The 23951-nt window shown below is 73.4% G+C and carries 17 protein-coding genes, 3 pseudogenes and 1 riboswitch; of the genes and pseudogenes, 6 read left to right on the top strand and 14 right to left on the bottom strand.

Translation table 11 applies throughout. The features are described 5' to 3' along the window. Nucleotides 1–16 precede the first annotated feature (16 nt). A riboswitch (cobalamin riboswitch) is annotated at nucleotides 17–200 on the bottom strand. 129 nt (nucleotides 201–329) lie between these two features. Continuing rightward, on the bottom strand, nucleotides 330–788 hold the full coding sequence (locus ACZ4K2_RS02905) for a hypothetical protein (RefSeq protein ID WP_467469810.1): 459 nt from the start codon (nucleotides 786–788) through the stop codon (nucleotides 330–332). 104 nt (nucleotides 789–892) lie between these two features. Further along, a complete protein-coding gene (locus ACZ4K2_RS02900; RefSeq protein WP_467469808.1) occupies nucleotides 893–3121 on the bottom strand; it encodes a SpoIIE family protein phosphatase in 2229 nt (742 codons plus the stop codon). Between the two features lie 255 nt (nucleotides 3122–3376). Here ACZ4K2_RS02900 and ACZ4K2_RS02895 point away from each other — a divergent pair. Further along, a pseudogene (locus tag ACZ4K2_RS02895) lies at nucleotides 3377–3606 on the top strand (transposase); the annotation flags it as partial. Nucleotides 3607–3861: 255 nt separating this feature from the next. On the opposite strand, the gene ACZ4K2_RS02890 reads toward ACZ4K2_RS02895, so the two are convergent. Together ACZ4K2_RS02890 and ACZ4K2_RS02885 are read right to left on the bottom strand one after the other, a co-directional pair. After that, nucleotides 3862–4752, bottom strand: a complete 891-nt coding sequence (locus tag ACZ4K2_RS02890) for a glycoside hydrolase family 19 protein (RefSeq protein WP_467469806.1) — start codon at nucleotides 4750–4752, stop codon at nucleotides 3862–3864. A gap of 505 nt (nucleotides 4753–5257) precedes the next feature. Next, nucleotides 5258–6154 carry a glycoside hydrolase family 19 protein gene (locus tag ACZ4K2_RS02885; protein ID WP_467470464.1) on the bottom strand — a complete coding sequence of 299 codons (897 nt, stop codon included), beginning with the start codon at nucleotides 6152–6154 and terminating at the stop codon, nucleotides 5258–5260. A 286-nt stretch (nucleotides 6155–6440) separates the two neighbouring features. On the opposite strand from ACZ4K2_RS02885, the gene ACZ4K2_RS02880 reads away from it, so the two are divergent. Continuing rightward, nucleotides 6441–7079, top strand: a complete 639-nt coding sequence (locus ACZ4K2_RS02880) for a hypothetical protein (RefSeq protein WP_467469804.1) — start codon at nucleotides 6441–6443, stop codon at nucleotides 7077–7079. 78 nt (nucleotides 7080–7157) lie between these two features. Here the strand turns inward: ACZ4K2_RS02880 and ACZ4K2_RS02875 are convergent, their stop codons facing one another. The 5 genes and pseudogenes from ACZ4K2_RS02875 to ACZ4K2_RS02855 all read right to left on the bottom strand — a co-directional run. Continuing rightward, nucleotides 7158–7823 carry a phosphatase PAP2 family protein gene (locus ACZ4K2_RS02875; RefSeq protein ID WP_467469802.1) on the bottom strand — a complete coding sequence of 222 codons (666 nt, stop codon included), beginning with the start codon at nucleotides 7821–7823 and terminating at the stop codon, nucleotides 7158–7160. Next, the gene (locus ACZ4K2_RS02870; protein WP_467469800.1) at nucleotides 7820–8425 is read right to left on the bottom strand and encodes a phosphatase PAP2 family protein; all 606 of its coding nucleotides are present in this window, start codon (nucleotides 8423–8425) and stop codon (nucleotides 7820–7822) included. Before ACZ4K2_RS02870 ends, ACZ4K2_RS02875 begins: the two co-directional genes overlap by 4 nt. Continuing rightward, on the bottom strand, nucleotides 8422–9090 hold the full coding sequence (locus ACZ4K2_RS02865; RefSeq protein WP_467469798.1) for a DedA family protein: 669 nt from the start codon (nucleotides 9088–9090) through the stop codon (nucleotides 8422–8424). The genes ACZ4K2_RS02870 and ACZ4K2_RS02865 overlap by 4 nt, the downstream gene beginning before the upstream one ends. A gap of 332 nt (nucleotides 9091–9422) precedes the next feature. Continuing rightward, nucleotides 9423–9827 (bottom strand): annotated as a pseudogene (locus ACZ4K2_RS02860) (esterase); the annotation flags it as partial. A gap of 35 nt (nucleotides 9828–9862) precedes the next feature. Next, nucleotides 9863–11935 (bottom strand): annotated as a pseudogene (locus ACZ4K2_RS02855) (penicillin acylase family protein); the annotation flags it as partial. A 499-nt stretch (nucleotides 11936–12434) separates the two neighbouring features. On the opposite strand from ACZ4K2_RS02855, the gene ACZ4K2_RS02850 reads away from it, so the two are divergent. Then, nucleotides 12435–13580, top strand: a complete 1146-nt coding sequence (locus ACZ4K2_RS02850) for a DUF4185 domain-containing protein (protein WP_467469796.1) — start codon at nucleotides 12435–12437, stop codon at nucleotides 13578–13580. A gap of 52 nt (nucleotides 13581–13632) precedes the next feature. Next, a complete protein-coding gene (locus ACZ4K2_RS02845) occupies nucleotides 13633–14673 on the top strand; it encodes an LGFP repeat-containing protein (protein ID WP_467469794.1) in 1041 nt (346 codons plus the stop codon). Nucleotides 14674–14702: 29 nt separating this feature from the next. Here the strand turns inward: ACZ4K2_RS02845 and ACZ4K2_RS02840 are convergent, their stop codons facing one another. Then, a complete protein-coding gene (locus ACZ4K2_RS02840; protein ID WP_467469792.1) occupies nucleotides 14703–17003 on the bottom strand; it encodes an XRE family transcriptional regulator in 2301 nt (766 codons plus the stop codon). A gap of 184 nt (nucleotides 17004–17187) precedes the next feature. On the opposite strand from ACZ4K2_RS02840, the gene ACZ4K2_RS02835 reads away from it, so the two are divergent. Further along, nucleotides 17188–18324, top strand: a complete 1137-nt coding sequence (locus tag ACZ4K2_RS02835; protein WP_467469790.1) for a BTAD domain-containing putative transcriptional regulator — start codon at nucleotides 17188–17190, stop codon at nucleotides 18322–18324. Beyond that, nucleotides 18321–18989, top strand: a complete 669-nt coding sequence (locus ACZ4K2_RS02830) for a DUF6585 family protein (RefSeq protein ID WP_467469788.1) — start codon at nucleotides 18321–18323, stop codon at nucleotides 18987–18989. The genes ACZ4K2_RS02835 and ACZ4K2_RS02830 overlap by 4 nt, the downstream gene beginning before the upstream one ends. 364 nt (nucleotides 18990–19353) lie before the next feature. Here the strand turns inward: ACZ4K2_RS02830 and secD are convergent, their stop codons facing one another. The 4 genes from secD to ACZ4K2_RS02810 all read right to left on the bottom strand — a co-directional run bounded on the left by secD (nucleotide 19354) and on the right by ACZ4K2_RS02810 (nucleotide 23876). Further along, nucleotides 19354–21594, bottom strand: a complete 2241-nt coding sequence (gene secD / locus ACZ4K2_RS02825; RefSeq protein ID WP_467469786.1) for a protein translocase subunit SecD — start codon at nucleotides 21592–21594, stop codon at nucleotides 19354–19356. 91 nt (nucleotides 21595–21685) lie between these two features. Continuing rightward, nucleotides 21686–22162 (bottom strand): hypothetical protein, encoded by a 477-nt coding sequence (locus ACZ4K2_RS02820; protein WP_467469784.1) that lies wholly within the window; start codon nucleotides 22160–22162, stop codon nucleotides 21686–21688. Nucleotides 22163–22236: 74 nt separating this feature from the next. Then, nucleotides 22237–22920, bottom strand: coding sequence for a response regulator (locus ACZ4K2_RS02815; protein WP_467469782.1), 684 nt, complete (start codon nucleotides 22918–22920; stop codon nucleotides 22237–22239). A 2-nt stretch (nucleotides 22921–22922) separates the two neighbouring features. Continuing rightward, complete coding sequence (locus ACZ4K2_RS02810; RefSeq protein WP_467469780.1) at nucleotides 22923–23876, bottom strand: sensor histidine kinase; 954 nt, start codon at nucleotides 23874–23876, stop codon at nucleotides 22923–22925. Nucleotides 23877–23951 lie beyond the last annotated feature (75 nt).

The raw sequence follows: 23951 nt of genomic DNA, 5'->3' as shown, positions 1-23951 counted from the left end.
TCTCCAGCACCTCGTGGATGGTTGACGCGCCTCGGCCGGTCTCCTGGCTTACGGGTACCACCGTCCAGTGCTCCGCCTTCCCGGGTCCGAGGACCCAGTGGCTGCCCGCGAGGGCCGGAGCCGGACTTCCCGATCACAGTGGCGAGGGCCGCACCGGCATCACACCGAATTTCCCGTTCACCAAGGCACGGTGACAGTAATGCTGCGATCTCGCCGATGGCAAGCGGCGGTCCGCCGGGCAGGGGGGCGCACCACGGCTCACGCCCGTCACCGTGGGATCGCCGCGACGAGCCGGCGCGCGCCCGGAGCGCCCCTGCCGCTCCGCCGCGTCAGCGGTTGTTCGCGTTCGGCCGGGAGGTGGTCTTGCGCGCCGGCCGGTGGATGAGGTCGTCGTCGCCCTCCCGGCGGGGTACGTAGGAGAAGCCCTCCTCGGTGTCGGGGTCGTAGTGCACCACGGCCCCCTGCTCCGCCAGCATCCGCTTCCACGACCTGAGCCGGTCCCGGTCGTTGTCGGTCAGCTCGCGCCCGTCCCGCAGCCGCGCCTCGACGCGGAGCATCGCGACCGGGTACTTCCAGCGGTGCCGCTCCTTGACCTCCCACGGGATCAGGTCGTCGTCGCGGGTGATACGCCGGTCGAGCCCCCGGCGCCGGCGGAAGTTGCCCCACATGGAGGAGACGGTCTCGATGCCGTACTTGCGCCGGTACTCGTCGATCATCCACTGGTACGTCCTGCCTTCCTCGAACCAGCGGATCACCTCCTGCTCGTTCTGGATCTTCCTCTTCGCCATGGGCTCGTCCTGTCGGCTTCCGGTCTCTGTTGATCTTGGAATCCGTCACACTTGCACGCGTGGCGGTGTGCGTCAACCCCGCCGCGGGACGGCGGCGCGCCCGCTCACAGCTTGAGGCTGAACCAGGTCGTCTTCCCCTCGTCGGTCGGCCGCACCCCCCAGTCGTCGGCGAGGGTGCGCACGAGCAGCAGGCCGCGCCCGGACTCCTCGTCCCGCGCCGCGAGACGTGGCTGCGGCAGGTGCAGGCTGCGGTCGCTGACCTCCACGGTGAGATCGGTGTCGGTGCGGCACACGTGGACCCCGAGGGGGCCCTGGGCGTGCTGCACGGCGTTGGTGAGCACCTCGGAGAGCAGCAGGAGCGCGTCGTCCGTCGCCCCCGCGCACCCCCAGGCGCCCAGCGCCTTGTCGAGGAACTCACGGCCAAATGGCACGGACCGCGGGGTCGCGGGCAGCTCGGTGGTGGCCGTGGCGAGCGGAGCCGCGGGGAGCTGGACCAGCAGCAGGGTCACGTCGTCGTGGCCGTCGGCGTCGGGCAGCAGCGCCGACAGGACGTGGTCGGCGGCGGACTCGAGGTCGAGCGCCGCGCTCGGCAGCTCGTCCAGGGTGCTGACGAGCTGGTCGAGCTTGTCCTCGATGTCGGTGCCGGGAGTCTCCACCAGACCGTCGGTGTAGAGCACGAGGGTGGCGCCGGGCTCGATGGTGCCGCAGCACTGCTCGTAGATGACCCCGCCGACGCCGAGCGGGGCGTTCACGGGGGCCGCGAGCGTCCGGGTGGGCGCGCCGGGAGCGGCGACCAGCACCGGGAGGTGACCGGCGGAGCACACGGTCACCTCGCCCGCGTCGGCGGCGATCACCAGGTAGCAGCAGGTGACCAGTTGGTCGGGGACGTCCAGGTCGGCGACGACGGTGTCCATCGCCTGCATCAGCTGCCGCGGCTGCAACCCGGTCTTGGCCAGCGCGTGCGCGGCGGAGCGCAGTTGGCCCATGACGGCCGCGGCCTCCAGCCCCCGGCCCATGACGTCGCCGATCAGCACGCCGACCCGGCCGGCGCCCAGCGGGATCAGGTCGAACCAGTCGCCGCCGACACCGGCTCCCTGGGTCGCGGGACGGTACCGGCTCGCGGTGGCCAGGCCGGGGATGGCGGGCGGTGTGCCCATCAGGCTGCGCTGGAGGGTGAGGGCGATGTGCCGCTGCTGCTCGTACAGCTCCGTCAGCTCCGCCTCGGCGCGCTTGCGGTCGCCGATGTCCCGGACGATGGCGCACGCGCCGACGACCGTGCCGTCCGCCGCCCTGGTCGGCCACAGGGTCACGTCGACGTCCAGCAGCCGCCCGGAGCGGGTGAGCCGCAGCGTCTCGAAGTGCTCGACCTTCTCGCCCCGGCGCAGCCGCTCCAGGAGCACGGTGATCTCGTCCCCGCGCGCCGCCGGTGCCAGCACGGACACGTGCCGCCCCATCACCTCCTCCGCCGTGAACCCGTACAGCCGCTGCGCGGCGGCGTTCCAGTACGTGATGCGGCCGTCGAGGGTCTTGGCGAGGATCGCGTCCTGCGAGGACTCGACCAGCGCGGCGAGCTCGTTGATGCGCTCCTCGGCCGCTTTGCGTTCGCTGACGTCGCGGACGGCGGCGGAGACGAGGAGGCCGTCGGTGGTTTCGAGGGGGCTGAGGCTGATCTCGACGGGGAACTCGGTGCCGTCCTTGCGCAGGCCGTAGAGGTCGAGTCCGGCACCCATGGGGCGGACCTGCTGGTTGTGGGCGTAGCCGTTGCGGTGTTCGGTGTGGTGGGCGCGGAAGCGGCCCGGTACGAGGAGTTCGACGGGGTGGCCGAGGAGTTCCTCGCGGCGGTAGCCGAAGAGGGCTTCGGTCTGGGCGTTGACGAGGCGGATGGTGCCGGTGTGGTCGACGATGACCATGGCGTCCGGCGCCGCCTCCAGCAGCCCCCGGAACCGCTCCTCGGCCGCTTTGCGTTCGCTGACGTCGCGGACGGCGGCGGAGACGAGGAGGCCGTCGGTGGTTTCGAGGGGGCTGAGGCTGATCTCGACGGGGAACTCGGTGCCGTCCTTGCGCAGGCCGTAGAGGTCGAGTCCGGCGCCCATGGGGCGGACCTGCTGGTTGTGGGCGTAGCCGTTGCGGTGTTCGGTGTGGTGGGCGCGGAAGCGGCCGGGTACGAGGAGTTCGACGGGGTGGCCGAGGAGTTCCTCGCGGCGGTAGCCGAAGAGGGCTTCGGTCTGGGCGTTGACGAGGCGGATGGTGCCGGTGTGGTCGACGATGACCATGGCGTCCGGCGCCGCCTCCAGCAGCCCCCGGAACCGCTCCTCGGCGCCCGGGGCATTCACGGCCGTCAGGGACTCGCACCGGCATTCCGCGGGTTCCCCGGCGCCGGCGGGATCAGGTGCTGCTTCGGCCAAGTCGCTCAACGTCGTACTCGCCCCCCGGACTGATGATGAGAGTGGACAGCTCAGCGCAGCCGGCACGGCTTCGCAGCGCTATGTCGCGTAGTGACCGACCAGTGCCCGAGATTGTCCGATACCGATGGCCTGGTTGACCGCTCCGTACCGGCATCCGCTGGGCCGTGTCCGATGATCGATCGTGTGGTGGGTCGCGGAGAGCTGACGGATACGGCGTGGGAGCGATGGCGCTGCTGTCAGCGGGGGTTGCCGGGCGGGGCCGTCCCTGGCGGATCAACGGCAGGTGATCGACGGGGAGTCGTCGTGGTTGCGAACGGGGTTCTTCGTGGCGTGACCTGCCGGAGTGTCACGGGCACTGGCAGACGGCCCACGAGCGGTTCGCACGGGTGATCCGCGGGATGCCGTGGCGACGGGGCATCCGGGCCGCGATCCCCGAACGGGCCGACCGGAGGGGCGGGGGATGCCGCCGGGCGTCCCGGAACGGGCGGGAGGACCGCCCGGCGTCACGACGCCGGGCCGGCGGCGGCAGCGGCTCACGGGGGGTAGTCGCCGTCGCCGGCCATCGGCGTCCGTCCGGCGCCGGGGCGCGTGCCGACCGCGGGGAAACGAATCGGGGGCGTACCCGGCCGCCGCCGGGCACGCCCCCACCTCCTCGGGGTGAACCGAGTTCAGCAGCTCAGGTTCGAGCCGGGCGTGGTGCCGAGGATCTGGACGAACGCCTGGTACTTGCTGACACGGCTCTGGACCTGGGCGGGGTTGCCGCCGTTGCACTCCAGGCTGCCGTTGATGGAGCGGATGGTCTCACCGAAACCGGCGCCGTTGACCATGGCGTTGTGGGCCGTCATGGTGCCGGGGCCGTTCTGCGTGTTCCAGTACCACAGGCCGGTCTTCCAGGCCACGGCGGCGTTCTGCTCCACCTGATAGGGGTTGCCCAGCAGGTCGATGCCGAGGGCGTCACCGGCGGCCTTGTAGTTGAAGTTCCAGCTGAGCTGGATGGGACCGCGACCGTAGTAGGCGGCCTGGCCGGCCGGGCAGCCGTAGGACTTGGTGGTGTCGCAGTAGTGCGGGTAGTTGGCGGTGTTCTGCTCCACGATGTAGACGAGACCGCCGGTCTCGTGGCTGACGTTGGCGAGGAACGCCGCCGCCTCCTGCTTCTTCACCGTGTCGCTGCCGGTGTTGGCGAAGGCCGGGTAGGCGCTCAGCGCCGCCTTGAGGCCGCTGTAGGTGTAGAAGGAGTTCCGGTTCGGGAACATCTGGTTGAACTGAGACTCGCTGACGACGAAACCCGAGGGGTCGGGCTGGCCGGCACCGCCGCCGTCCGATCCGCAGACGCCCTGGTCGGCCCAGACGGCCGAGGTGCCCGGACGCTCGTTCTGCGTCCACCACTTCGCGGTCCAGTTGTGCCCGTTGTACGAGGCGGAGCCGCCGCCCGTGTAGACGGACGAGGCGTTCCAGGCAGGCGCGCAGGCGGCCGCGGCGGCCGTTGCGGCGGGGAGGAAGACGAACGTCGCGACGGCCGCCGCGAGGGCGGCCAGCAGGCTCATGACACGTTTGATCACGGGATCAACTCCTTCGGCGCGGTGTCGCCGACGGGCGGCACCGCCATGGGGGGCCACCACACTCAAGCCAGGTGGTCTGAACCTGTCAAGGTCTAGACCAAAGCTCGTACCGGATCCGCCGACGTGCGAGGACGTTCCGCCGGAGTGCCGGCCACGTGCCCGCCACGCTGTCAACTGGGGTGATACCGCCCGTCGATCGGGAACGAGGGCCGTGTGCGGCGTGTTCCGCGCGCGACGAATCTTCGCGCCCGTCCAGCATGCGGGACGGCATTCCCGTGGGCGTACGGGAGCCCGGTCCCACGGACCGGGTCTCCCGGCGGTCTCACCGGCCGGCGCGGACGGGGCCGCCGCCCGGCGTCGGAGTCGGGGACCGCCGCAGTCCTGCCGGCCACCGCCGGCGACGGCACCGGCCTCGCCACCGCTGCCCGTCTCGCTTCCTGCGCCGCCCCGGTCCCGGCTCCGAAGAGCCGGGACCGGGGCAGGGGGGACCCGGGAGCGGTCTGCGTCAGCAGGTGAGCCCGGACCCCGGTGCCGTGCCGACGATCGCGGTGATCCGCTCGTACCGGGCGACCCTCGACGCCACCGACTCCGGGTTGCCGCCGTCGCACTCCAGCGCGCCGTTGAGGGAGCGGATGGTCTGGCCGAAGCCCGCGCCGCCGACCATCGCCTCGTGGGAGGTCATCGTGCCGGGACCGTTCTGGGTGTTCCAGTACCAGAGGGCGGTCTGCCAGGCCACCGACGGGTCGCGCTCCACCATCCACGGGTCGTGCAGCAGGTCCAGGCCGAGCGCGTCACCGGCGGCCTTGTAGTTGAAGTTCCAGCTGAACATGATCGGGCCGCGGCCGTAGTACGCCGTCCGCCCCGCCGGGCAGCCGTAGGGCTGGCTGTCGTCGCACTTGCGCCAGTAGTTGGCCTCGTTGATCTCCTTGACGTACCGCAGCCCGACCGACTCGAAGTCCGCGTGCGTCAGGAAGGCGGCGGCCTCCCGCGCCCGGGTCTGCGGCGTACCCGTGTTGGCGAAGCCCGGGTAGGCGTGGAGCGCGTCGATCAGCCCCTGGTAGGTGTAGAAGGGGTTGCGCTCCGGGAAGATCGCGTCGAACTGCGCCTCGCTGATGACGAAGTCCGACACCCCTCCGGCGCAGGCGCCCCGGTCCGCCCAGACGCCGGTGGCGCCCGGATTCTCGTTCTGCGTCCACCACTTGGCGCTCCAGTTGCGCCCGTGGTGGGAGACGGTGCCACCGGACGGGTAGGCGGTGGTGGCGCTCCACGACGGCGCGCAGGCGGGCGTGTCCCCGGCCGCCGCGGCGGGCGCGGCGGTGGCGACTCCGGCGGCGGCGGGGAGGAAGGCGGCCGTGGCGACGACGGCGCCCAGTACGGTCAGGAACCTCTTGATGCGTTTCAGCGCTGCTCACTCCTTCGGCGCGGCGCGCCGAGCACCTCGGCGGGCCCACGTGACGTGCCGGTCACTCAATCCCTGCTGGTCTGGACCTGTCAAGGTCTAGACCAGCCATGCGCGAGGCGGCCCGTGCGCCCACCGGTCCCCGGTGCACCGGTGGGTGTCGTCAGATCCACCCCCGTACACGGGTCCCAGGCCCAGGGACGTCCGCTGCCGCCGACGGCAGGATCTGTGGGGCCGGCGAACGAACCGGAGAGAGAACCGCACACGGACACACCACCGGGGGAACCCCATGGAAGAGACCTTCGCGCGACGCCTGACGGGCGCCGCGGGCCTGGCGGCCGCGGCCGCCCTCATCGTCGAAGTGCCCCTGTACTTCGTCTACTCGGGCCCGCCGCCGGACGCGAACGTCCTCGCGCGCCTGCTCATCGGCATCATCGCCCTCGCCTTCCTGATCGTGTTCGTGACGGCGTTCCGTGAACTGGTCAGGCGCGTCAGCCCGGCGCACGAATGGATCGGCTCGATGGCCTTCGCCACCGGACTGGTCTACGCGACCGTCACCCTCGTCTCCAGCGGACTGGAGGCGGGCGCGGTGATCGCCGCCGACCGGCCGATCGACCCCACGGTCACGGTCAGCGGCACGTACATCCTCTACGGGTCGATCTCCCGTCTCCTGCTGGCGTTCTTCCTGACCGCGATCGGCCTCGTCGTCTCACGCACCCGCCTGCTGCCCCGCTGGACCGGCCGCTCGGCCTACGCGCTGGCCGCGGTGAACCTGGCGTTCGTCCCGTCCCTGTTCTTCGGCAACACCCCCGCACACTTCTACGCGGCGAACGGCTGGGGCACGACGGCCCTGATGGGCGCGGTCCTCGGCTACTGGCTGCTGGCCCTGGGCATCTCGGCCTACCGCAGCGCCGCACGGACCGCATGACGACGCAGCGGGGGCGGTACGGCCGAGCCGTACCGCCCCCGCTGCGTCGTCACCCGGCGGACACGGTCCCCTCGGCGCTCACGCCGAGCCGGGCTCCCGGGCCGACGCCGCCGGTGCCCACCGGGCCGCCGCCCAGCAGCACGCCCCCAGCCACCCCGTGGCGAACAGCCAGCCGGCGATGACATCGGAGAACCAGTGGACACCGAGGTACACGCGGCTGAGCCCGACGGCCGCCCCCCACAGGCCGATGACCACCTGCGACGCCACCGCCCCGCGCCACGCCCGCGCGGACACCGCGAGGATCAGCAGCCCGGCGGCCAGGGCGGCCGTGGAACTGTGGCCCGAGGGGAACGCCCAGCCGGAGGCGTGCGTCAGCCAGTCCGCCCGTGGGGGCCGGGCCCGGTACACCGCTTCCATCAGCCCGTACCGCAGGGCCTGGCCCGCTCCGAGGCAGGCCAGGCACAGGGCCACGGCGGCCGGCCGCTGCCGCCGCGTCCGCGCCACCAGAAGGCCGGCCAGCACGGCGAGCACGTAGGGGACGACCCCGGTGCCGGTGGCGGTCAGCCCGCGGGCCAGCGCCACCGCGACGTCCGGCCGGTGACCGGCCGACCACCGCAGCAGGGCGTGGTCCGTCCCGAACGGCGCACCACCGCCGGAGACGACGATGCCGGTCAGCACCGCGAGCCCGGCCCAGGCGCCCACGCCGACGCTCCCGGCGAGCTCGGCCGCGTCACGACGGTTCACGAAGCCACCAGCGGCGCACCCCAGCGCAGCCGCGCGAGCCGCCGCGCCAGGAGCGGCGACCAGCGGCGCAGCGCGAGCATGCCACCGACCGCCACCAGCGCGCCGACGACGAGGCCGGCCGCGACGTCGTGCGGGTAGTGCGCGCCCACCCAGACACGCGAAGCCGCCATCGCCGGCGCGCCCACGCACGCGGCCGCGGCCAGGCGCCGTGAGACGAACAGCAGCGCCACGGCGGCCGCGGCCGCCATCGTCGCGTGATTGCTAGGGAAGGACCAGTCGCCCCGGGCCGGACAGGCCTTCAGGGTCCGCACGTGCAGGCTCCGGCAGGGCCGGTCCTCGCGGACGAGCGACTTCAGGACCATGTCCACGGCGTACGCCACGACCACGACGACCGGGACGGCGAGCGCCGTCACCGCCGCGGCGGCGTCGGTCCGGCGCGCCCGCCACCAGCAGACGACCATCAGGACGGCGAAGGCCGCGAGACCGAACGTCGACCAGGCCGACACCGCGCCGTCCAGCCAGCCGGGCGCGTGCCGGGCCCGCCGCACCACGTCCTCGTACAGGTTCCCGTCGACGGTCGCGCCGTCGAAGGCGAGCATCACCGCGCCTCCCCGCGGGCCCTGGCGCTCCGCCGGCCCCGGACGGCCTCGGCCAGCAGGGGGAACAGGGACACCACGACGATCACGGCGACCAGGGGCAGCAGGTAGCGGTCGACGTTCGAGAACGAGGAGCCCAGTGCGTAGCCCGCGAGGGGGACGCCGAGCGACCACACCAGGCCGCCGGTCACCTGCCACAGCGTGAAGGTCCGCACGGGCACCCCGAGCGCTCCGGCCAGCGGGTTGAGGACGGTGCGCACCACGGGGACGAAGCGCGCCAGGACGATCGCCTTCGCGTAGCCGTAGCGCTTGAGCAGTGCCTCCGCGCGCTCGACCCCCTCGTGCAGCCGCCGGGAGCGGCTGCGGGCGAGAAGCGTTCCGCCCGCGCGCCGGCCGATCAGATAACCGCAGTGCGCACCGGCCAGCGCGCCGGCGGCCGCGGCGGCCAGCAGCGGGAGCAGTGACAGCCGGACGGCGCCGTGCGCCGTCCCCGTGGCCAGCAGCCCCGCCGTGAACAGGAGGGAGTCGCCCGGCAGGAAGAACCCGACGAGCAGTCCCGTCTCGGCGAACAGGACGAAGCCCACGCTCAGTACGCCGAAGGCTGCCAGCAGGGACCGGGCGTCGAGCACGTTCACGGCGAGTTGCGACGCCAGGTGCATCGGTGTCGTCATGGGGTCGGGACCTTTTCCATTGCATGACCTGAAGGGTGAGGAGCCGCCACAAGCGACTACAGCGTGGTAGACGGTCTACAGGAGAGTAGACGATCGAGGACGCCGACGCGTTCCCGACCCGTGGACCGGCGGACGCCTCCCCGTCACCCGAGGTCAAGCGGCCGGTCACCCCTGCGGCCGCGCGCATCCCCCTGCACCGTCCCCCGACGGCTCCTCGGCCCCTCCCGCCGACGGCTCCGCGACCGCCCGCCGCCCCCGGTGACCGCCAGGGGCCGGCGCGGCCGCGGCGCCGCCGTTCCGCGCTCGGGCAACGTTCAGGCAATGCGGACGGGTCAGGAGGCGAACGCCCTCTCCAGCCGCGGGATCAGGTCCTGGAGGTCCTGCTCCCAGCAGCCGAAGTTGTGGCCGCCGTTGCACTGGGTGCCCCACGCGGAACCGTCGCCGTAGTCGACGTAGTAGTACGGCATGCCCAGCGCGTCCATGCTGTCCTTGACGTGCTTGGCCGCGCCCTCGACCCAGAACTCCAGCTCGGTGGGCGAGCCGCCCCCGTTGCCCACGTAGACGGACACCCCGACCCCGGCGAGTCTGTCCATGTGCGCCGCCGGGTCGACCTCGTTCCAGCGCCAGTCGGCGTTGAAGACGGGGTAGGGCGAGCCGAACAGCGCGTCACTGTCGACGCCCGGCTTGTACGGGGAGTTGTCGGGATCGCAGACCCCGGACACCGAGCCGCAGATCGCGCGGGGATCTGCTCGCCGTTGCGCGTGACCTTCTGGACGCCCGAGAGCGGTGCGTTCAGCGGGATGCCCGCCCTGCGCAGCGCGAGGACCGCGCGGCCGAGCGCATCGCGGACGGCGGAGCTTCCCCCGTCCAGTGAATTCGGCGTGTGCACCGGGTCGTTCGGGTCGAAGGGCACCCGCCACGGCACCTTCTCGACGGCCTGCCCCCCGAGCAGGTACGACCAGTAGTTCGCGAACAGCCAGGAGCCCCGGCTGTCCAGCGTGTAGCGGTGGTCCTTCCAGGCGGCGAGGATCGGACACGCCTCACTCACGCTGACCAGGCTGCCGTCCACCAGCACGGTCCCGAGGGGCACGTTGCGGCACGCCGTCACCGTGGTGTTGAGCGCCAGGTCGGCCGCCCTGCTGTTGTCGGCGAACAGCAACTGGCGCATGGTCTCCGGTGTGAAACCCCGCCCGGGCAGTCCGTCGGTGCCGTTGATCCGGTTCCGCGCGGTCAGGATCAGCTCCTGGGTGCGCAGCGACCGGGGCGCCGCCGTGTCGCCCATCACCCTGGGGTAGGACAGCGGCTGCTCCGGATTGGCCAGCCAGGGGCTGTCGTTGGCGTTCCCGACGAAGTCGGACCGGATGAGCCGCGGCTGCTTGCGCGGGTCCAGCAGCCCCGGCGCGACCGCGTTCGGATCGTCCGGCCAGTCGCACGCGCTGCGCTTGCCGTCGAGGATGGACACCGGCGGTATGTTGGGCAGGCGCAGCGACTGGTCGAACAGCAGCCGGCCGGTCTCGGTGAGGCACGACTGCGCGTGCTCGTCGGTGATGTTCGGGGTGGCCTGGATATCCGCGTACAGTGCGCGACCCCGGCGGTCGGCGGCGACGGTGTTGAAGAAGGGGACGCCCTGCGTGCTCTCCAGCGTGTCGACCACGTCGTCGACGTCCTTGGCCCGGTCGAGGTGGAACCAGGTGTTCAGCGCGCGCAGGTTGTCCATGTTCACGTCGCGCACGGCGTGGGCGCTGACCACCCAGGGCAGCGGGACGCCCTCGATCGACGTGGTGACCGGGCCGTAACGCGTGGACCACATCGTCCTGGTGACCTTGCCGACGGAGCCGTCCGCGTTCAGCACGTCGACGGAGACCTGCTGGGAGGTCATCCGCCGCCAGACGCCGTCCACCAGGTAGTTCGTCGGGTTCAGCGGGTCCACCTGCACGTCGAACAGCCCGAACGGGGCCACCGTGGCCACCGTGTGGCTCCACGCGACGTCCTCGTTGTGGCCGATGTTCACGGCGGGCAGCCCCAGCAGGCTGGCCCCGGAGACGTTGACCTTCCCCGGGATGGTGAGCTGGCTCTGCCACATCCGGTTCTTCCCCTGCCACGGGAAGTGCGGGTTGGCCAGCAGCATGCTGGTGCCGCCGGACACCCCCTGCGAGCCGACCGCCAGCGCATTGCTGCCCATGCCCTGCCGGCGGCTCACGGCCATCGCGTCGAGGATCTTCTTCGCGGTCCGGGCCGCGGAGGGCGCGGACGGCGCGGACGGCGCGGCGGTGGACGCGCCCGGCGGTGCGGCGTTCACCTCGCCGTCCAGCAGCGCGCCGGTGGTGCCCATGATGATCTCGGCGTGTGCGTGCCGGTAGACGTCCAGTTCCGTGATCGGCCGCACCCAGGCCGCGCCGCGGCAGGCCGGGTCGGAGATGCCGTTCACACCCGTCTCCGCCAGGTACCGGTTGTACCCGCGCACATAGCCGCGGACCGCCTCCTTGACCTCCGGCTCCGGCCCGTCGGGCGCGGGCAGGTCGAGCAGCCGCTCCACCACCCGGTCGTCGTTGATCCGCTGGAAGTACAGGTCGCTGTTGAGGTTGGTGGTGGTGTTCTGGTTCTGGCCGGGGCTCGCCTTGCCGCCGGGTCCCAGATAGCGGGACCGCTGGGCGCCGACCATCAGGTACGTGTCGGCCAGGGTGCGGATGTTGTCCTCGGCCGCGGCATACCCGTACCCCGTTCCCAGCCCCTCCCAGGTCGAGGCGGTGATGTGCGGGATGCCGTACTCGGTGTACCGGATCGTCGCCGTGTCCGGTCCCTGGCCGGCGTCGGGCGATCCGGTCGCCGCCGTCGTGCTCGTCATGGCGACCGCGGCCGTCAGCGCCACCAAGAACCTCGATCCGACTCTCCTCCGCGCCATCGCGCCGTCCTTCCCTGTGCCAGAGGTCTCCGTCCGACCGCGGCCACGCTAGGAAGCACCGATGAAATCCCGATGATGCCGCCTGCCCCGGGCCGCGGGGCCCGTCGCGCAAGGGGCGTGCCGCCGCGGGAGGTTGGACCGGGCCGCGGGCCGTGTCGAGCCGTGAGGGCGGCCGGGCCGGCGGTCCCCGCCGCACGCCCCGGCGCCGCATCCGGTCGCTGAGCCGGGACTTCATCGTCTTGTCAGCGGCGCCCGCCAGGATGAACGCGCCGCGAGCCGCCCCGGACCGTTCCCGCCGCGGCGGCCCGGCGAGCACCCGTGGACCGCCGGCCCCGGCCCAAGCGTGAGGAGACGTGGCACGGCCGGCCCGGCGTGACCCGAGCACGTGCACCGACGACCCGACCCCGCGGTCACCGCGGGAACCGACCCTGGAGGTCCGACCATGTCCGATTCCGCAGGTCCCGACCGCCTGCCGATGACCCGCCGGACGCTGCTGCGGGCCGGCGCGGGCGCCGCCCTGAGCGCGGGCGCGGTGGGCGGCTCGATCGCCGCCGCCCCCGGCGCCGCCGCGGCCCAGCGCGGCACCCCCCTGTGCGAGCAGCCCGGCGACTCCGCACGCGCGCAGGGACTGGGATCGGGGGACCTCGCCATCCCCTACTACCGCGAGCACGACAACACCTGGGGCTACGTCTTCGGCGACTCCTTCGCCGAACCGGCGCTCGGCGGGGAGTACCTCGGAAGCCCGGTCTCGTTCACCTGGGCCATGCCCACGGGCGGCCGCGCCCGGCAGCTCTTCGACTACCGGCACGAAGCCGACAACGGCCACGGCTTCGAGGTCAGCCGCATCCCGAACGACTGCATCGAGTTCGGCGGACGCACGTACATCCAGTACACCTCCGTGGAGGTCTGGAAGCCGCCCGCGGGCTACGACGGCTCACGCATGTCCGGCGTCGCCTACTCCGACGACCACGGTGTGACCTGGCACGACTACCCCTACCACTGGGCGGGTGACACCCAGGGGGTGAACCAGTCCCTGTACGGGATGTGGTCGTTCGCAGGCATCGACCCCGACGGCTGGCTGTACGTCTTCTCCAAGCGCTGGAACGGCAGCCACCTCAACACCGGTGACGGCGGGGCGATCCAGCTCTTCCGCATCCGGCCGGAGGAGTTCCGCGCCGGCAACTTCGGCGCGCAGGAGAACTGGGCCTACCTCGACGGCCGCTGGCAGTGGACCCGGGCGGTGCAGCCCTCGGTCATCCTCTCCGGCAACAACATCGGCGAGTTCTCGGTGAAGCGCATCGGCGGCACCTACTGCATGAGCTACTTCGACGTCACCGACTACTCGATCTGCACCCGCACCGCGCCCCGGCCCGACGCCGTGTGGAGCGCGCCGAAGCCGCAGGTCGTCGGCGACACCGCCTGGCCGCCGAACCACTGGGGCAAGCCCCAACTTCCCTACCTCTACGGCGGATACATCCACCCGGGCAGCGCCGGCCCCACCTCCCTGACATTGATCGTGTCGCAGTGGAACGGCCAGCCCCACCAGTCGCCCTACCGAGTGCTGCAGTACGACGGCATCACCCCGTGACCCGGCAGGCGTACTTCCCCTTCGGCACGAGATCCCGGCACAGGAGGACCAGATGAGCGGAGTGCGCCCGCGGCGCGCGAGACCGGGCGGCATGGCCGTGCTCGCCCTCATGGTCGTGACGGCACTGGGCGGCAGCCCGGCCGGCGCGGCCGACGGCAAGCCCCTGAAGAAGATCCCCGGCCCACTGAACCACACCGCACCCGCCACGCTGTACTGCTCCGTCCCCCCGGACCGGGACATAGCGGTCACCCGCAAGGTCTACGAGGTCGGCCAGCGCATGAACGTGTCCCCGAAGGTCATGCTCGCCGGGTTCGAGACGGGCTGGGTCGAGTCCCGCATGAACAACCTCTCGTGCGGGGACCGGGACTCGCTCGGCGTCTTCCAGCAACGGCCCTCACAGGGCTGGGGCTCGCCGGCCCAGGTGACGGACGTCGACTACGCGGCGGGCAAGTTCTTCGAGGTGGCCCTGCAGATGGAACCCGGCATGCAGGGGAGCACCGCCGGGCAGCTCGCCCAGGCCGTCCAGCGCTCCGCCTACCCGGAGCGGTACGACCAGGCGGAAGGCGTCGCCCGGGGGCTGCGGGACGAGGCGTTCGAGCCGTACGGCACGATCGGGGCGAAGTACGCCGCCCTGGGCGGCCCCGGCAGCGTGCTCGGCCCGCCGGTCCGGGCCGAGGAGACGGCCTCGCTGGGCGGGCGCTTCCAGCTCTTCCGGAACGGGATCATCCTGTGGCGTCCGGATGTGGCGTACGCGGTGTACGGGGACGTCCTGTCGAAGTTCTGGTCGACGGACGCGGAGCGGCGGTGGGGGTTTCCGACGATGGACGAGGCGGATGCCTCGCGGGCGCCGGACGGGACGCGGGGGCGGTACCAGTTCTTCGAGCGTGGGTTGTTCCTGTGGTCGGCGGCCACGGGTACGCATGTGGTGCGCGACGCGATCTACGACGCCTTCCACGCGGCGGGCCACGAGGGCGTCCTCGGTTATCCGACATCCGACGAGGTGGACGAGGCCGGCGGCGGCAGGGCGCAGCGCTTCCAGCAGGCCACCGTCCACTGGCACCCGGACAGGGGCACCTGGATCACCGGCGACTGAGCCCGCGCGCGGTGGGTCCCGGTGGCGGCTCATCTTCGGCGGTGGGCCCGGGCGAGCCGGTCCTGGAGCCGGGAGTGGCGGAACTGGTAGACCGCGCCGGCCTGGCGCAGCACCCCGCGCCGGTAGGCGTCGTCGAGGAAGGAGGCGAGAGCCCAGGGGAGGCGACCGGTCAACGGCAGCCAGAAACGGGCCAGTACGCACCACTGGCCCCAGGCGGTCAGGCACAGCGTGTAGCCGAGGGCACCGCCCAGGCCGCTGATGACGCCGAGGACCAGACTGGCCGTGGGGTCCGCGACGAGCCGGCCCAGGTGCCCCTGCAACAGATCGACCACCACCCCGACCCCGACCCCGACGGCCGTACCGAACACCGGTGCCCAGAAACACAGTTGGGTGATCATCGTGCGCCGGTCGGCGTTCAGGACACTGCGCGGGCTGACGGCGGAGAGGATGTCGAGCGGGGTTTCGAGGAGACCGAGGAGGCAGAAGGCGAGGCCGGCGGCGCCGCCGAAGACCAGGCTCAGGACGATCCCGTCCACCAGCCCGAGGTACAGCGCCGACGGCAGCCCCACCTGCCAGCCGTACGCGTGCACCAGGCCGACCGCGAACCCGTAGGCGAACCCGAAGAGCGCGCCGCCCAGCGTGCCGATCACCAGCCGCGGACCGGCCGTCCACGTGGTGCCCGGCCGGCCGCGGACCCGCAGCCGTACGGCCGACGGCCTGACGTCCTTGCCCGTGAGCGTGTACGTGAACCAGTGCACCAGCCCGAACAGGAGCCCGGCCAGGAGCCCGACGATCGCCCCGTCCACGACGCCGCCGACGAGCGAGCCGCTGAAGACGACCGAGACGCAGCCGTCGACGAAGCCGATGACCAGCGCGGTGACGAGGGCGGTGACCAGGGTGCGGGTGGAGTCGCGCAGGCCGTTGCCGAGCCGCCACCAGGCCAGGTCGGGCGTCCTGAGTTCCGTCAGGTGGTGGGCGAGGTGGCCGAGCCACCGCTGGACGCGGTCCGGGTCCCAGCCGCGCGCCCCCGGGCGGGGCCGGCGGTAGACGGTGGGGAGGAAACTGTCGAGCAGGTGCTCCTCCAACGCCTCGGCGCTGGGGAACCGTTCGGTGTCGAGCAGCGAGGCCGGATCGTGCTCCGGGGTGTCGCTGTAGACGGTGCGGGCGAGCGCGACCATCAGCGGGGTCGACAGCACGGTGGCCAGCGGGGCCGCCGGGCCGCCCGGTGCCGGCGCGCGCAGCCTCTTCAGCACCACGTCCCAGGCGCCCGCCGCGGCATCCGCGCGGCCGGTCTTGCGGGTGGTGCGGGGCAGGTAGTCGTCCAGGTCGGCGAGGGCGAGGTCGGTGAGCTCGATCGGCGCCGCGGAGGTCAGCACGTCGGTCTCCGCGACGGCGGCGGCGTACTCGGCGGGCCGACTGGTGAGCACGAGGGGGAGGGTGGTGGCGTTGAGTGCTTCGAGCGCGGGGCGGCGCAGCCCGTCGGCCATCTCGTCGAACCCGTCCAGCACCGGCAGGACCCGGCCGGAGTCGACCAGCGCGGAGGCCAGGCTCACCCTGCCCGGCCCCGGGGCGGCCGTGCCGGGGTGGTCGCGGGTCAGCCGCTCGGTCAGCCAGTCGCGCAGGGTGATGGCGGTGGGGCCCCACGAGCCGATGCTGAAGATCACCGGCACGGGCTCCTCGGGGGTCCGGGACTTCAGGTGGTCGAGGACGAAGCGCAGTGCCAGCACCGTCTTCCCGGACCCGGACCTGCCCAGGACCACGAGCCGCCCGGACGGCACGCTCCGGTAGGTCTCCGCGATCTCCTCCAGCCGGCCGCCCAGGTCCAGCGGACCGCTCGCGGCCCCCGGCGGGAGCCGCCGGATGTTGGCCCAGTGGTCGGTGAGCGCTTCGCGGGCGGCCTTCCAGCGGACCGGCAACGGGTAGGGATCCTGGATCCGCCGCTGCTCCTCCTCGCGCTGCCAGCGGGCCGCGACCGCCTTCGCGAGTTGTTCGGCCGCGTCCGCCAGCGCGCTCCGGACCGCCGGGACGGGCTGCTGCCCGGCAGGCGGCCGGACCGTCCTCCCGTCCGCCTCCGGCCCGTCCGCGGCACCGGTGCCGGCGCCCGGGCCCCCCGGGACGGCGGCGCCGAGCAACTCCTCGCGGTCCTCGCCGCGCAGGGCGAGCGCGTCCGCGAGCCGCCGTACCGTGCTCATCCGCGGATTGCCGCGCCTGCCGGTCTCCAGACCGCGGATGGTGCTCACGCTGATGCCGGAACGCCGCTCCAGCTCGTCCTGGGTCAGTCCCGCCCGCTCGCGCTGCCGGCGCAGGACCGTGCCGAAATCACCGGCCACAAGTCATGGCCTTCCCCCTTGAGTTGTCCCCGTTTTCGCAGGTGGCGACTCTAGCGCGGGCACCGTTCACATAAGACCGGTTGCATGCTCTGTCCACATTTCTCGCACGGCGGCCAGTCTCGGCCCCATCGACGTGACCGACCGGGCCGAGCGGATCGGCCGGTCCCGAGGACGGGGAGCCGTCATGCCGACGACCACCGCAGCCCAGGACAGCCCCGGCGGCACGGCCCTCACCGCGGGCGAGCGCGAGGTGCTCTACGCGCTCGGCTGCGGCCTGGGGGACGCCGAGATCGCCGACGCCCTGGCCCTGCCCGCGCACGAGGTGGCCGACCGGATCGGCCGGGTCCTCGGCAGGCTGGGACTGCGCGACCGGGCCGCCGCCATCGTGCACGCCTTCGACTGCGGTCTGGTCGTACCGGGACAGGGCCCGCGCGGGCCGGTGGCGGCGACCGCCGCCCGGCCGGCGCCCGCGACCACCGACGGTCCGGGGACGGGCACCCCACCCGAGACCACCGCCGGGCCGCGGCCGGGCACCGCGGCCGGCCCGTGGCTCCGGCTGTCCGTGCTCGGCCCCTTGCGGACGACGCTCGCGGGACGGCCCGTGGACGTGGGCCCCGTACGCCAGCAGGCCGTGCTGGCGGCGCTGGCGCTGAGCCCCGACCGGTCCGTCAGCCGGCGGCGGCTGCTGGAGAACGTGTGGGGGAGGGAACTGCCGGACGGGAACGTCGTACCGGTCTACGTGTACCGGCTGCGCAAGACCCTGCGGCTCGGAGACTGCCCGGACTCGGTGATCCGCCGCGACCGGTACGGGTACGGACTGGTGCGCGGCGTGGCCGAGGTGGACGTGCTGTGCATGGAGGACCTCGTCACCCGCTCCGGACGGGCCGCACGCGCCGGGGACCTGCCTGAGGCCGTACGGCTGTGCGCCCGGGCGCTGGCGCTGTTCCGCGGTGAGCCGCTGGCCGGACTGCCCGGGCCGTTCGCCGAGGCGGAGCGGCTGCGGCTCACCCAGCGCAGGGTCGCCCTGGCCCAGCGGAAAGCGGACTGGCAACTGCGGCTGGGCCGGCGCGCCGAGGCGATCGCCGGCCTGTCCGCCCTGGCCCTGGAGGACCCGCTGAACGAGCCGGTCGCCGCGACGCTGATGCACGCGCTGCGGCGGGACGGGCGGCGGGCCGAGGCCCTGGCCGTCTTCGACCGCACCCGGCGCAGCCTCGCCGAAGACCTCGGAGTGGCACCGGGCGAAGTGCTGTCACAGGCACGCCGGGCGGCACTGCGCGCCGACGACACCGCCGCCGGCCCGCTCCGCACGGGCGCGGCGTGAGCGGGGGAGCGGCGGCGGCCCGCCGGCGTGCCGAGGAACTGCTGCTGGCGCGGATCTCCGCGGCCGCCGGACGGGCACGGCTCGGCAGACGGCACGCCACCTACCCGGCGCCACCGGGCAGGTGGCGCCTCCCGCGGGCGGGCGGCGCGCCGGGCACGAAGGCGGGCGCACGGCTGGACCTCTACGAGCACGGGATGACGGCCGCCGTCGGCAGCCGCATCCACGTCGTCCGCTTCGAGACCACGGTGGTGCGCCGGCGCAGGACGCTGACCCTCCGGGGCATCACGCACGCCTTGGTGCTCGTGGACGACGGCCGCGAGCGGATGGTGCTGCGCCGCGGTGACTTCGGCCGGCCGGGGGAGTGGTGGCCCGAGGTCCACCGGGCCGTCGTCGAGGCGCAGGTGCCACGGGCCCTGTCCGCACTGGACCGGGGAGCACGGCTGGCCTTCGGCCCGCTGTGGGTCACCAGGGAGGGGATCGGCTCCGGGACGACGGCCCTGCGGTGGGCGCAGGCCGGGCGGATCGAGATCCTCGACGGCCGCGTCACCGTCCGCGCCCCCGGCTGCCGCCCGGTGCGCGGCGCGGTCGCGTCCCGGACCCCGAACCTCTGCGTCCTCCAGGCCCTGGCCGAGCACCTCGCCGGCACACGACCGCACGGCGACTGACGTACGGCCGCACACGGCCGCGGTCCGGAGGGCGCTCCCGGACCCGGTGGCGCACCGCCGCCCATCCGCGTCCCGGCCGGGTACGGCAAGGCGTCCGTGTGAGCGGCCCCTCGAAACGGCCTGCGACCGGTGTGGACGGCCGGCGGGGAAGCACCTCATCGCCATGGCGACCAGCAGGCACTTCCGGAACTGGGCGCGCCATGCCTCCGACGGCCAGTGACCCGGGCCGGTCGGGCCCCGCGCGAAACCGCCGTCCCCTCTTGCCGCCCGGCGCTCCCACGGCCGAGGTCCGGTCGGGCGGGTCCCGTGCGGGAGTGCACGGGACCCGCGCGTCGGCCTTCCTGCCCGGGTCCGGCCGGCGGACTCAGCGCCGCGCCGGACGCCGTCGGTGCAGGGCGATCGCGGCGGGCGCGGCCGTGAAGACGGAGGAGTACGTGCCGACGGCCAGACCGATGAGCAGGGCCAGGGCGAAGTCGGTGAGCGAGTCTCCGCCGAGCACGGCGAGGGCGGTGAGGATGAAGGCGGCGCCCATGCCGGTGTTGACGGTGCGGGGCAGGGTCTGCAGGATCGCCTGGTTCGTGATGCCGGACAGGGGCGCCTTGGGCGCCCGCCCGACCAGTTCCCGCACGCGGTCGAAGAGCACGACCGAGTCGTTGACGGAGTAGCCGATCACGGTGAGCAGGGCCGCCAGGAACACCCCGTCGATGGGCTTGCCCAGCCACGCGAAGACGCCGACGAGGATCACCACGTCATGCGCGAGGGCCGCCACCGCGGCCGTGCCGAACAGCAGGCGGAAACGCCAGGCGAGGTAGGCGAGCTGCGCCCCCAGGGCGACGGCGAGCGCGATCAGGGCGTCCCGGCGCAGCTCCTCGCCGAGGCTCGGCCCGATCAGTTCGTCGCGCAGCTTGTCCGCCCCGCCCGCGAGGCCGCGCACCGTGCCCGTGATCGTGCCCTCTTGCGCATTGGTCAGCGCCTCGGTGCGCACGGTCAGTCCGCTGTCGCCGGAGGACTGCACGACCGCGCGGGGGAACCCGGCGTCGGCGAGCGCGGTACGGGCCCGCTCGGGGTCGACCGGGGCGGTGGTGGCGTACTCGATCAGGCGGCCGCCGGTGAACTCCACGCCGAGGACGAGGCCGCGCACCAGGATGCCGGAGCCCGCCAGCACGAGCCCGGCGACCGCCACGGCCAGCCAGCGGCGCGGGTGCCGCATCAGCTGGGGGTCACGACGGGTGAGCCGGTCGCGGACGGTCCCCGTGGTGGCGATGCCCGTGAGCCGCGGGCGGCGGTGGACCGGGGCGCGGTTCGCGGCGAACTCGGCGAGCACCCGGGTGATCACCAGGGCGCTGAACATGGAGGCGAGCACGCCGATGCCGAGGGTGACGCCGAAGCCCCGCACGGGCCCGGAGGCGAGGAAGAACAGCAGGCCCGCCGCGATCAGCGTGGTGATGTTGGAGTCGGCGATCGCGCTGAGGGCGTTGCGGAACCCGGCCGCGAGCGCCGAGCGGGTACTGGGCCGGCGGCGGGCCGCGTACTCCTCACGGGCCCGCTCGAAAACCAGCACGTTGGCGTCCACCGCCATGCCGATCGCCAGGACGAAACCGGCCAGCCCCGGCAGGGTCAGCGTGGCCCCGAGCGCGGCCAGGGCGGCGTAGGAGACGAGGCCGTAACAGACCAGGGCCACGGCGGCCAGCACACCCATCAGCCGGTAGACGACGATGATGAACAGCGAGGTCAGGATCGTGCCGATGGCCGCGGCCCAGGCACTGGCCGTGATGGCCTGCGCGCCCAGCGTCGGCCCCACGGTCCGCTGCTCCACCGTCTCGACGGGCACGGGCAGCGCGCCGCCCTTGATGAGCAGCGCCAGTTCGCGGGCCTCCTCCGGGCTGAAGGAGCCCGTGATCTGCGTGGCGCCGTCGCGGATCCCCGACTTGCAGGCGACGGACGGGTCGACCTGCGGGGACGAGATGACCTTGCCGTCGAGGACGATCGCCACCCGCCGGGCCGGGGCGCCCGCCGGGTTGCAGGCCGCCTCGCCCGTGAGCCGGGCCCAGCCGTCGCGGCCGGCGCCCGCGAACTCGACCATGACGTGCCAGCCGGCGCCGCCCTGCTGGTCGAACCGGGCGGCGGCGGTCTTCACCTGGCCGCCGGTCAGTGCCGCGGCCCCCAGGCGCAGCCGTGTCCCCGACTCGTCCGGCAGGACCCGCTCCCCGGGCCGTTCCGGCAGCGGCCGCGCGGTGCCGTCGGCGCTCCGGGCGGTGTCGAGCACCGGGTGGAAGGTGAGCTGCGCGGTGCGGCCCAGCACGTCGGCGGCCTTCTCCGGGTCCTGCACACCGGGCAGTTCGGCGATGATCCGGTTGTCTCCGGAGCGGACGAGGGTGGGTTCGGCGACGCCCAGCGCGTCGATACGGCCGCGCAGCACCTCCAGGGTGCGGTCGGTGGCCTCGCGGTCGGCCTTGGCGGTGGGAGTGGAACGGGTCTCCAGCACGATCTGGGTGCCGCCGCGCAGGTCGAGGCCGAGATGGACCGGCACGGTGACGGAGATGTACACGGACAGGGCGAGCACGGCGAGGGCGAGCAACGCCCTCACACGGGCGGAACGGGTCACAGGAAGCCTCCGGCAGGCACACCACGGCCACGGCAGGGCGCGGCCCGGTGGTGTCGAGCGGTGTCGAGGAGAAGAGGAAAGGGGTGCGCTGTCAGCCGGAGGACGTGGGGGGTGAGCGCCCGCGGTCGGGGGGCGGGGGAGGAGCGGGGACGGGCACGCGCCCGGTCGCCGCCGGGAGCGGTGCCGGGCCGGGCGGGTCGAGGACCGTGTCGGCGGGGCAGGCGGTGAGGTGGCTGCGCGGGGCGGGGTGCTCGGTGCGGGTGTGGCGGGTGGCAGCCCGGACGGCACAGGCGGTGCCGCACCCGTCGTCGGCGTGCGGTGCGACCGCCCGGTGGTCGTCGGCCGCCACCGCCCGGTTGCCGGCCGTCACCACCCGGTCGTCGGCCGCCACCGCCCGGGCGGAAGCCGGCCCGTGCGGGCCGGCCGCGACACCCCCCAGCGTGGACGGCAGCACCGACAGGACCGCCAGCAGCAGCGCGACGGCGAAGGCCCGGGCCCGGGGGGCGGGAGCGGCGCCGGGGCGGTGGGTGCCGGCGGTGCCGGGGGCGGTGCGGACCGGGTGGCGCATGCACCGTCCCCCTCTCCTGTTGTGTCTGCTGCGTGCTGCGGGCTGCGGAACTCCGGCCCCGGTACCGGACGGGGTCAGGGCTCGATCAGGCCGGCGCGGATGGCGTAGCGGGTGAGCTCCAGGCGGTCGCGCAGACCGAGCTTCTGCAGCAGGTTCGCGCGGTGCCGCTGCACCGTCTTGACGCTGATGAACAGCAGGTCCGCGATCTCCTTGGAGGAGTGCCCCTCGGCGACGAGCTTGAGGACCTCCTCCTCGCGCGGGGTGAGGATCTGGTCGGGGGTCTCCTCGCCGTGGCGGACCCGGGCGAGGTAGTTGCGGATCAGCGCGGTGACCGCGCCGGGGTACAGGAAGGGCTCGTTGCGCATCGCGGCCCGGCAGGCGGCGACCAGGTCCTGGTCGGCGACGGACTTCAGGACGTACCCGCAGGCCCCGGCCTTCAGGGCCTGGAAGAAGTACTGCTCGTTGTCGTGCATCGTGAGCATCAGGATCCGCAGGCCCGGCTTGAGCGCGGCCAGTTCACGGGCGGCCTGCAACCCCGTCAGCCGGGGCATGGCGATGTCCAGCACGGCCAGGTCGGCCTCGTGGGTGCGGGCCAGCTCCACGGCCTCGGCGCCGTCACCGGCCTCGGCGACCACTTCGAGGTCCGGCTCCTGGTCGAGGATCAGCCGCACACCACGGCGGACCAGGGCGTGGTCGTCGGCGAGCAGGATGCGGATCGGCCGCGCGTCCGTGCCGGCGGGCGTGCTGGTGTCGTGCATGTTCAGAGCTGCTTCCTGGGGACGGGGGCGGTGAGTGTGACCTGGGTGCCGACGCGGGCGGCCGGAGCGATCTCCAGACTGCCGCCGATGAGCAGGGCCCGTTCCCGCATGCCGCGGATGCCGGCGCCCTCCCGCAGGGCCGTGATGCCGCAGCCGTCGTCGGTGACGGTCAGCACCACGTCGTCGTCGGTGTGCCGCAGGGCGACGGTGACCCGCTCCGCGTCCGCGTGCCGGGCGGCGTTGGTCAGCGACTCCTGCGCCACGCGGTAGAACACCAGCTCCGCCTCCGGTTCCAGGGCGGGCAGCTCGGCGTCGAAACGGCGGCCGACCTGCATCCCGGTGTGGGTGGCTATGCCCTCCGTGAGCGAGGTCAGCGCGCTGACCAGCCCCAGGTCCTCCAGCACCCCGGGCCGCAGCCGGCGCACCAGGCGGCGTACCTCGTCCAGGCTCTCCCGGGTGATCTCCTGCACCTCCTGGAGCTCACCGCGCAGCGGCTCGGGGGCGTCGTCGGCGGCCCGTTTCAGCCCCAGCAGGATCGCGGTCATGGTCTGGCCGACCTCGTCGTGCAGCTCCTGCGCGATCCTTCGGCGCTCGGCCTCCTGCGCCAGCAGCACCCGGGCACTGCTGGCGGCCCGCTCCTGCTCCAGCCGCTCCAGCATGGCGTTGAACGTACGGATCACCCCGGCGACCTCGCCGCCCCCCTGGGCGGTCAGACGCTGGCCCGGGCGCAACAGGTCCACCGTGGCCATCAGCTTCGTCAGACGGTCCAGCGGGGCGAGCCCCAGCCGCAGCAGTACGGCGTTGGCGACCAGCATCACCACCAGGCCACCGACCAGGATGATCGCCTCGGTGAGCACCACCGGCACCGAAACGGTCACCGGCGCCCACAGCAGCAGTGCCGTGGCCGTACCCAGCACCACGGCGTTCAGGGCGAAGATCCGCCAGAACAACGACACCGGCTTCGCGCCTTCCCTTCACCACACCATCGGTTCGCCTCCACCGTCACGCACCGGCGGCACCATCATCTGTGC

The sequence above is a fragment of the Streptomyces sp. NPDC025833 genome, assembly GCF_055558055.1.
This window is presented reverse-complemented; position numbering and strand designations above follow the sequence as displayed.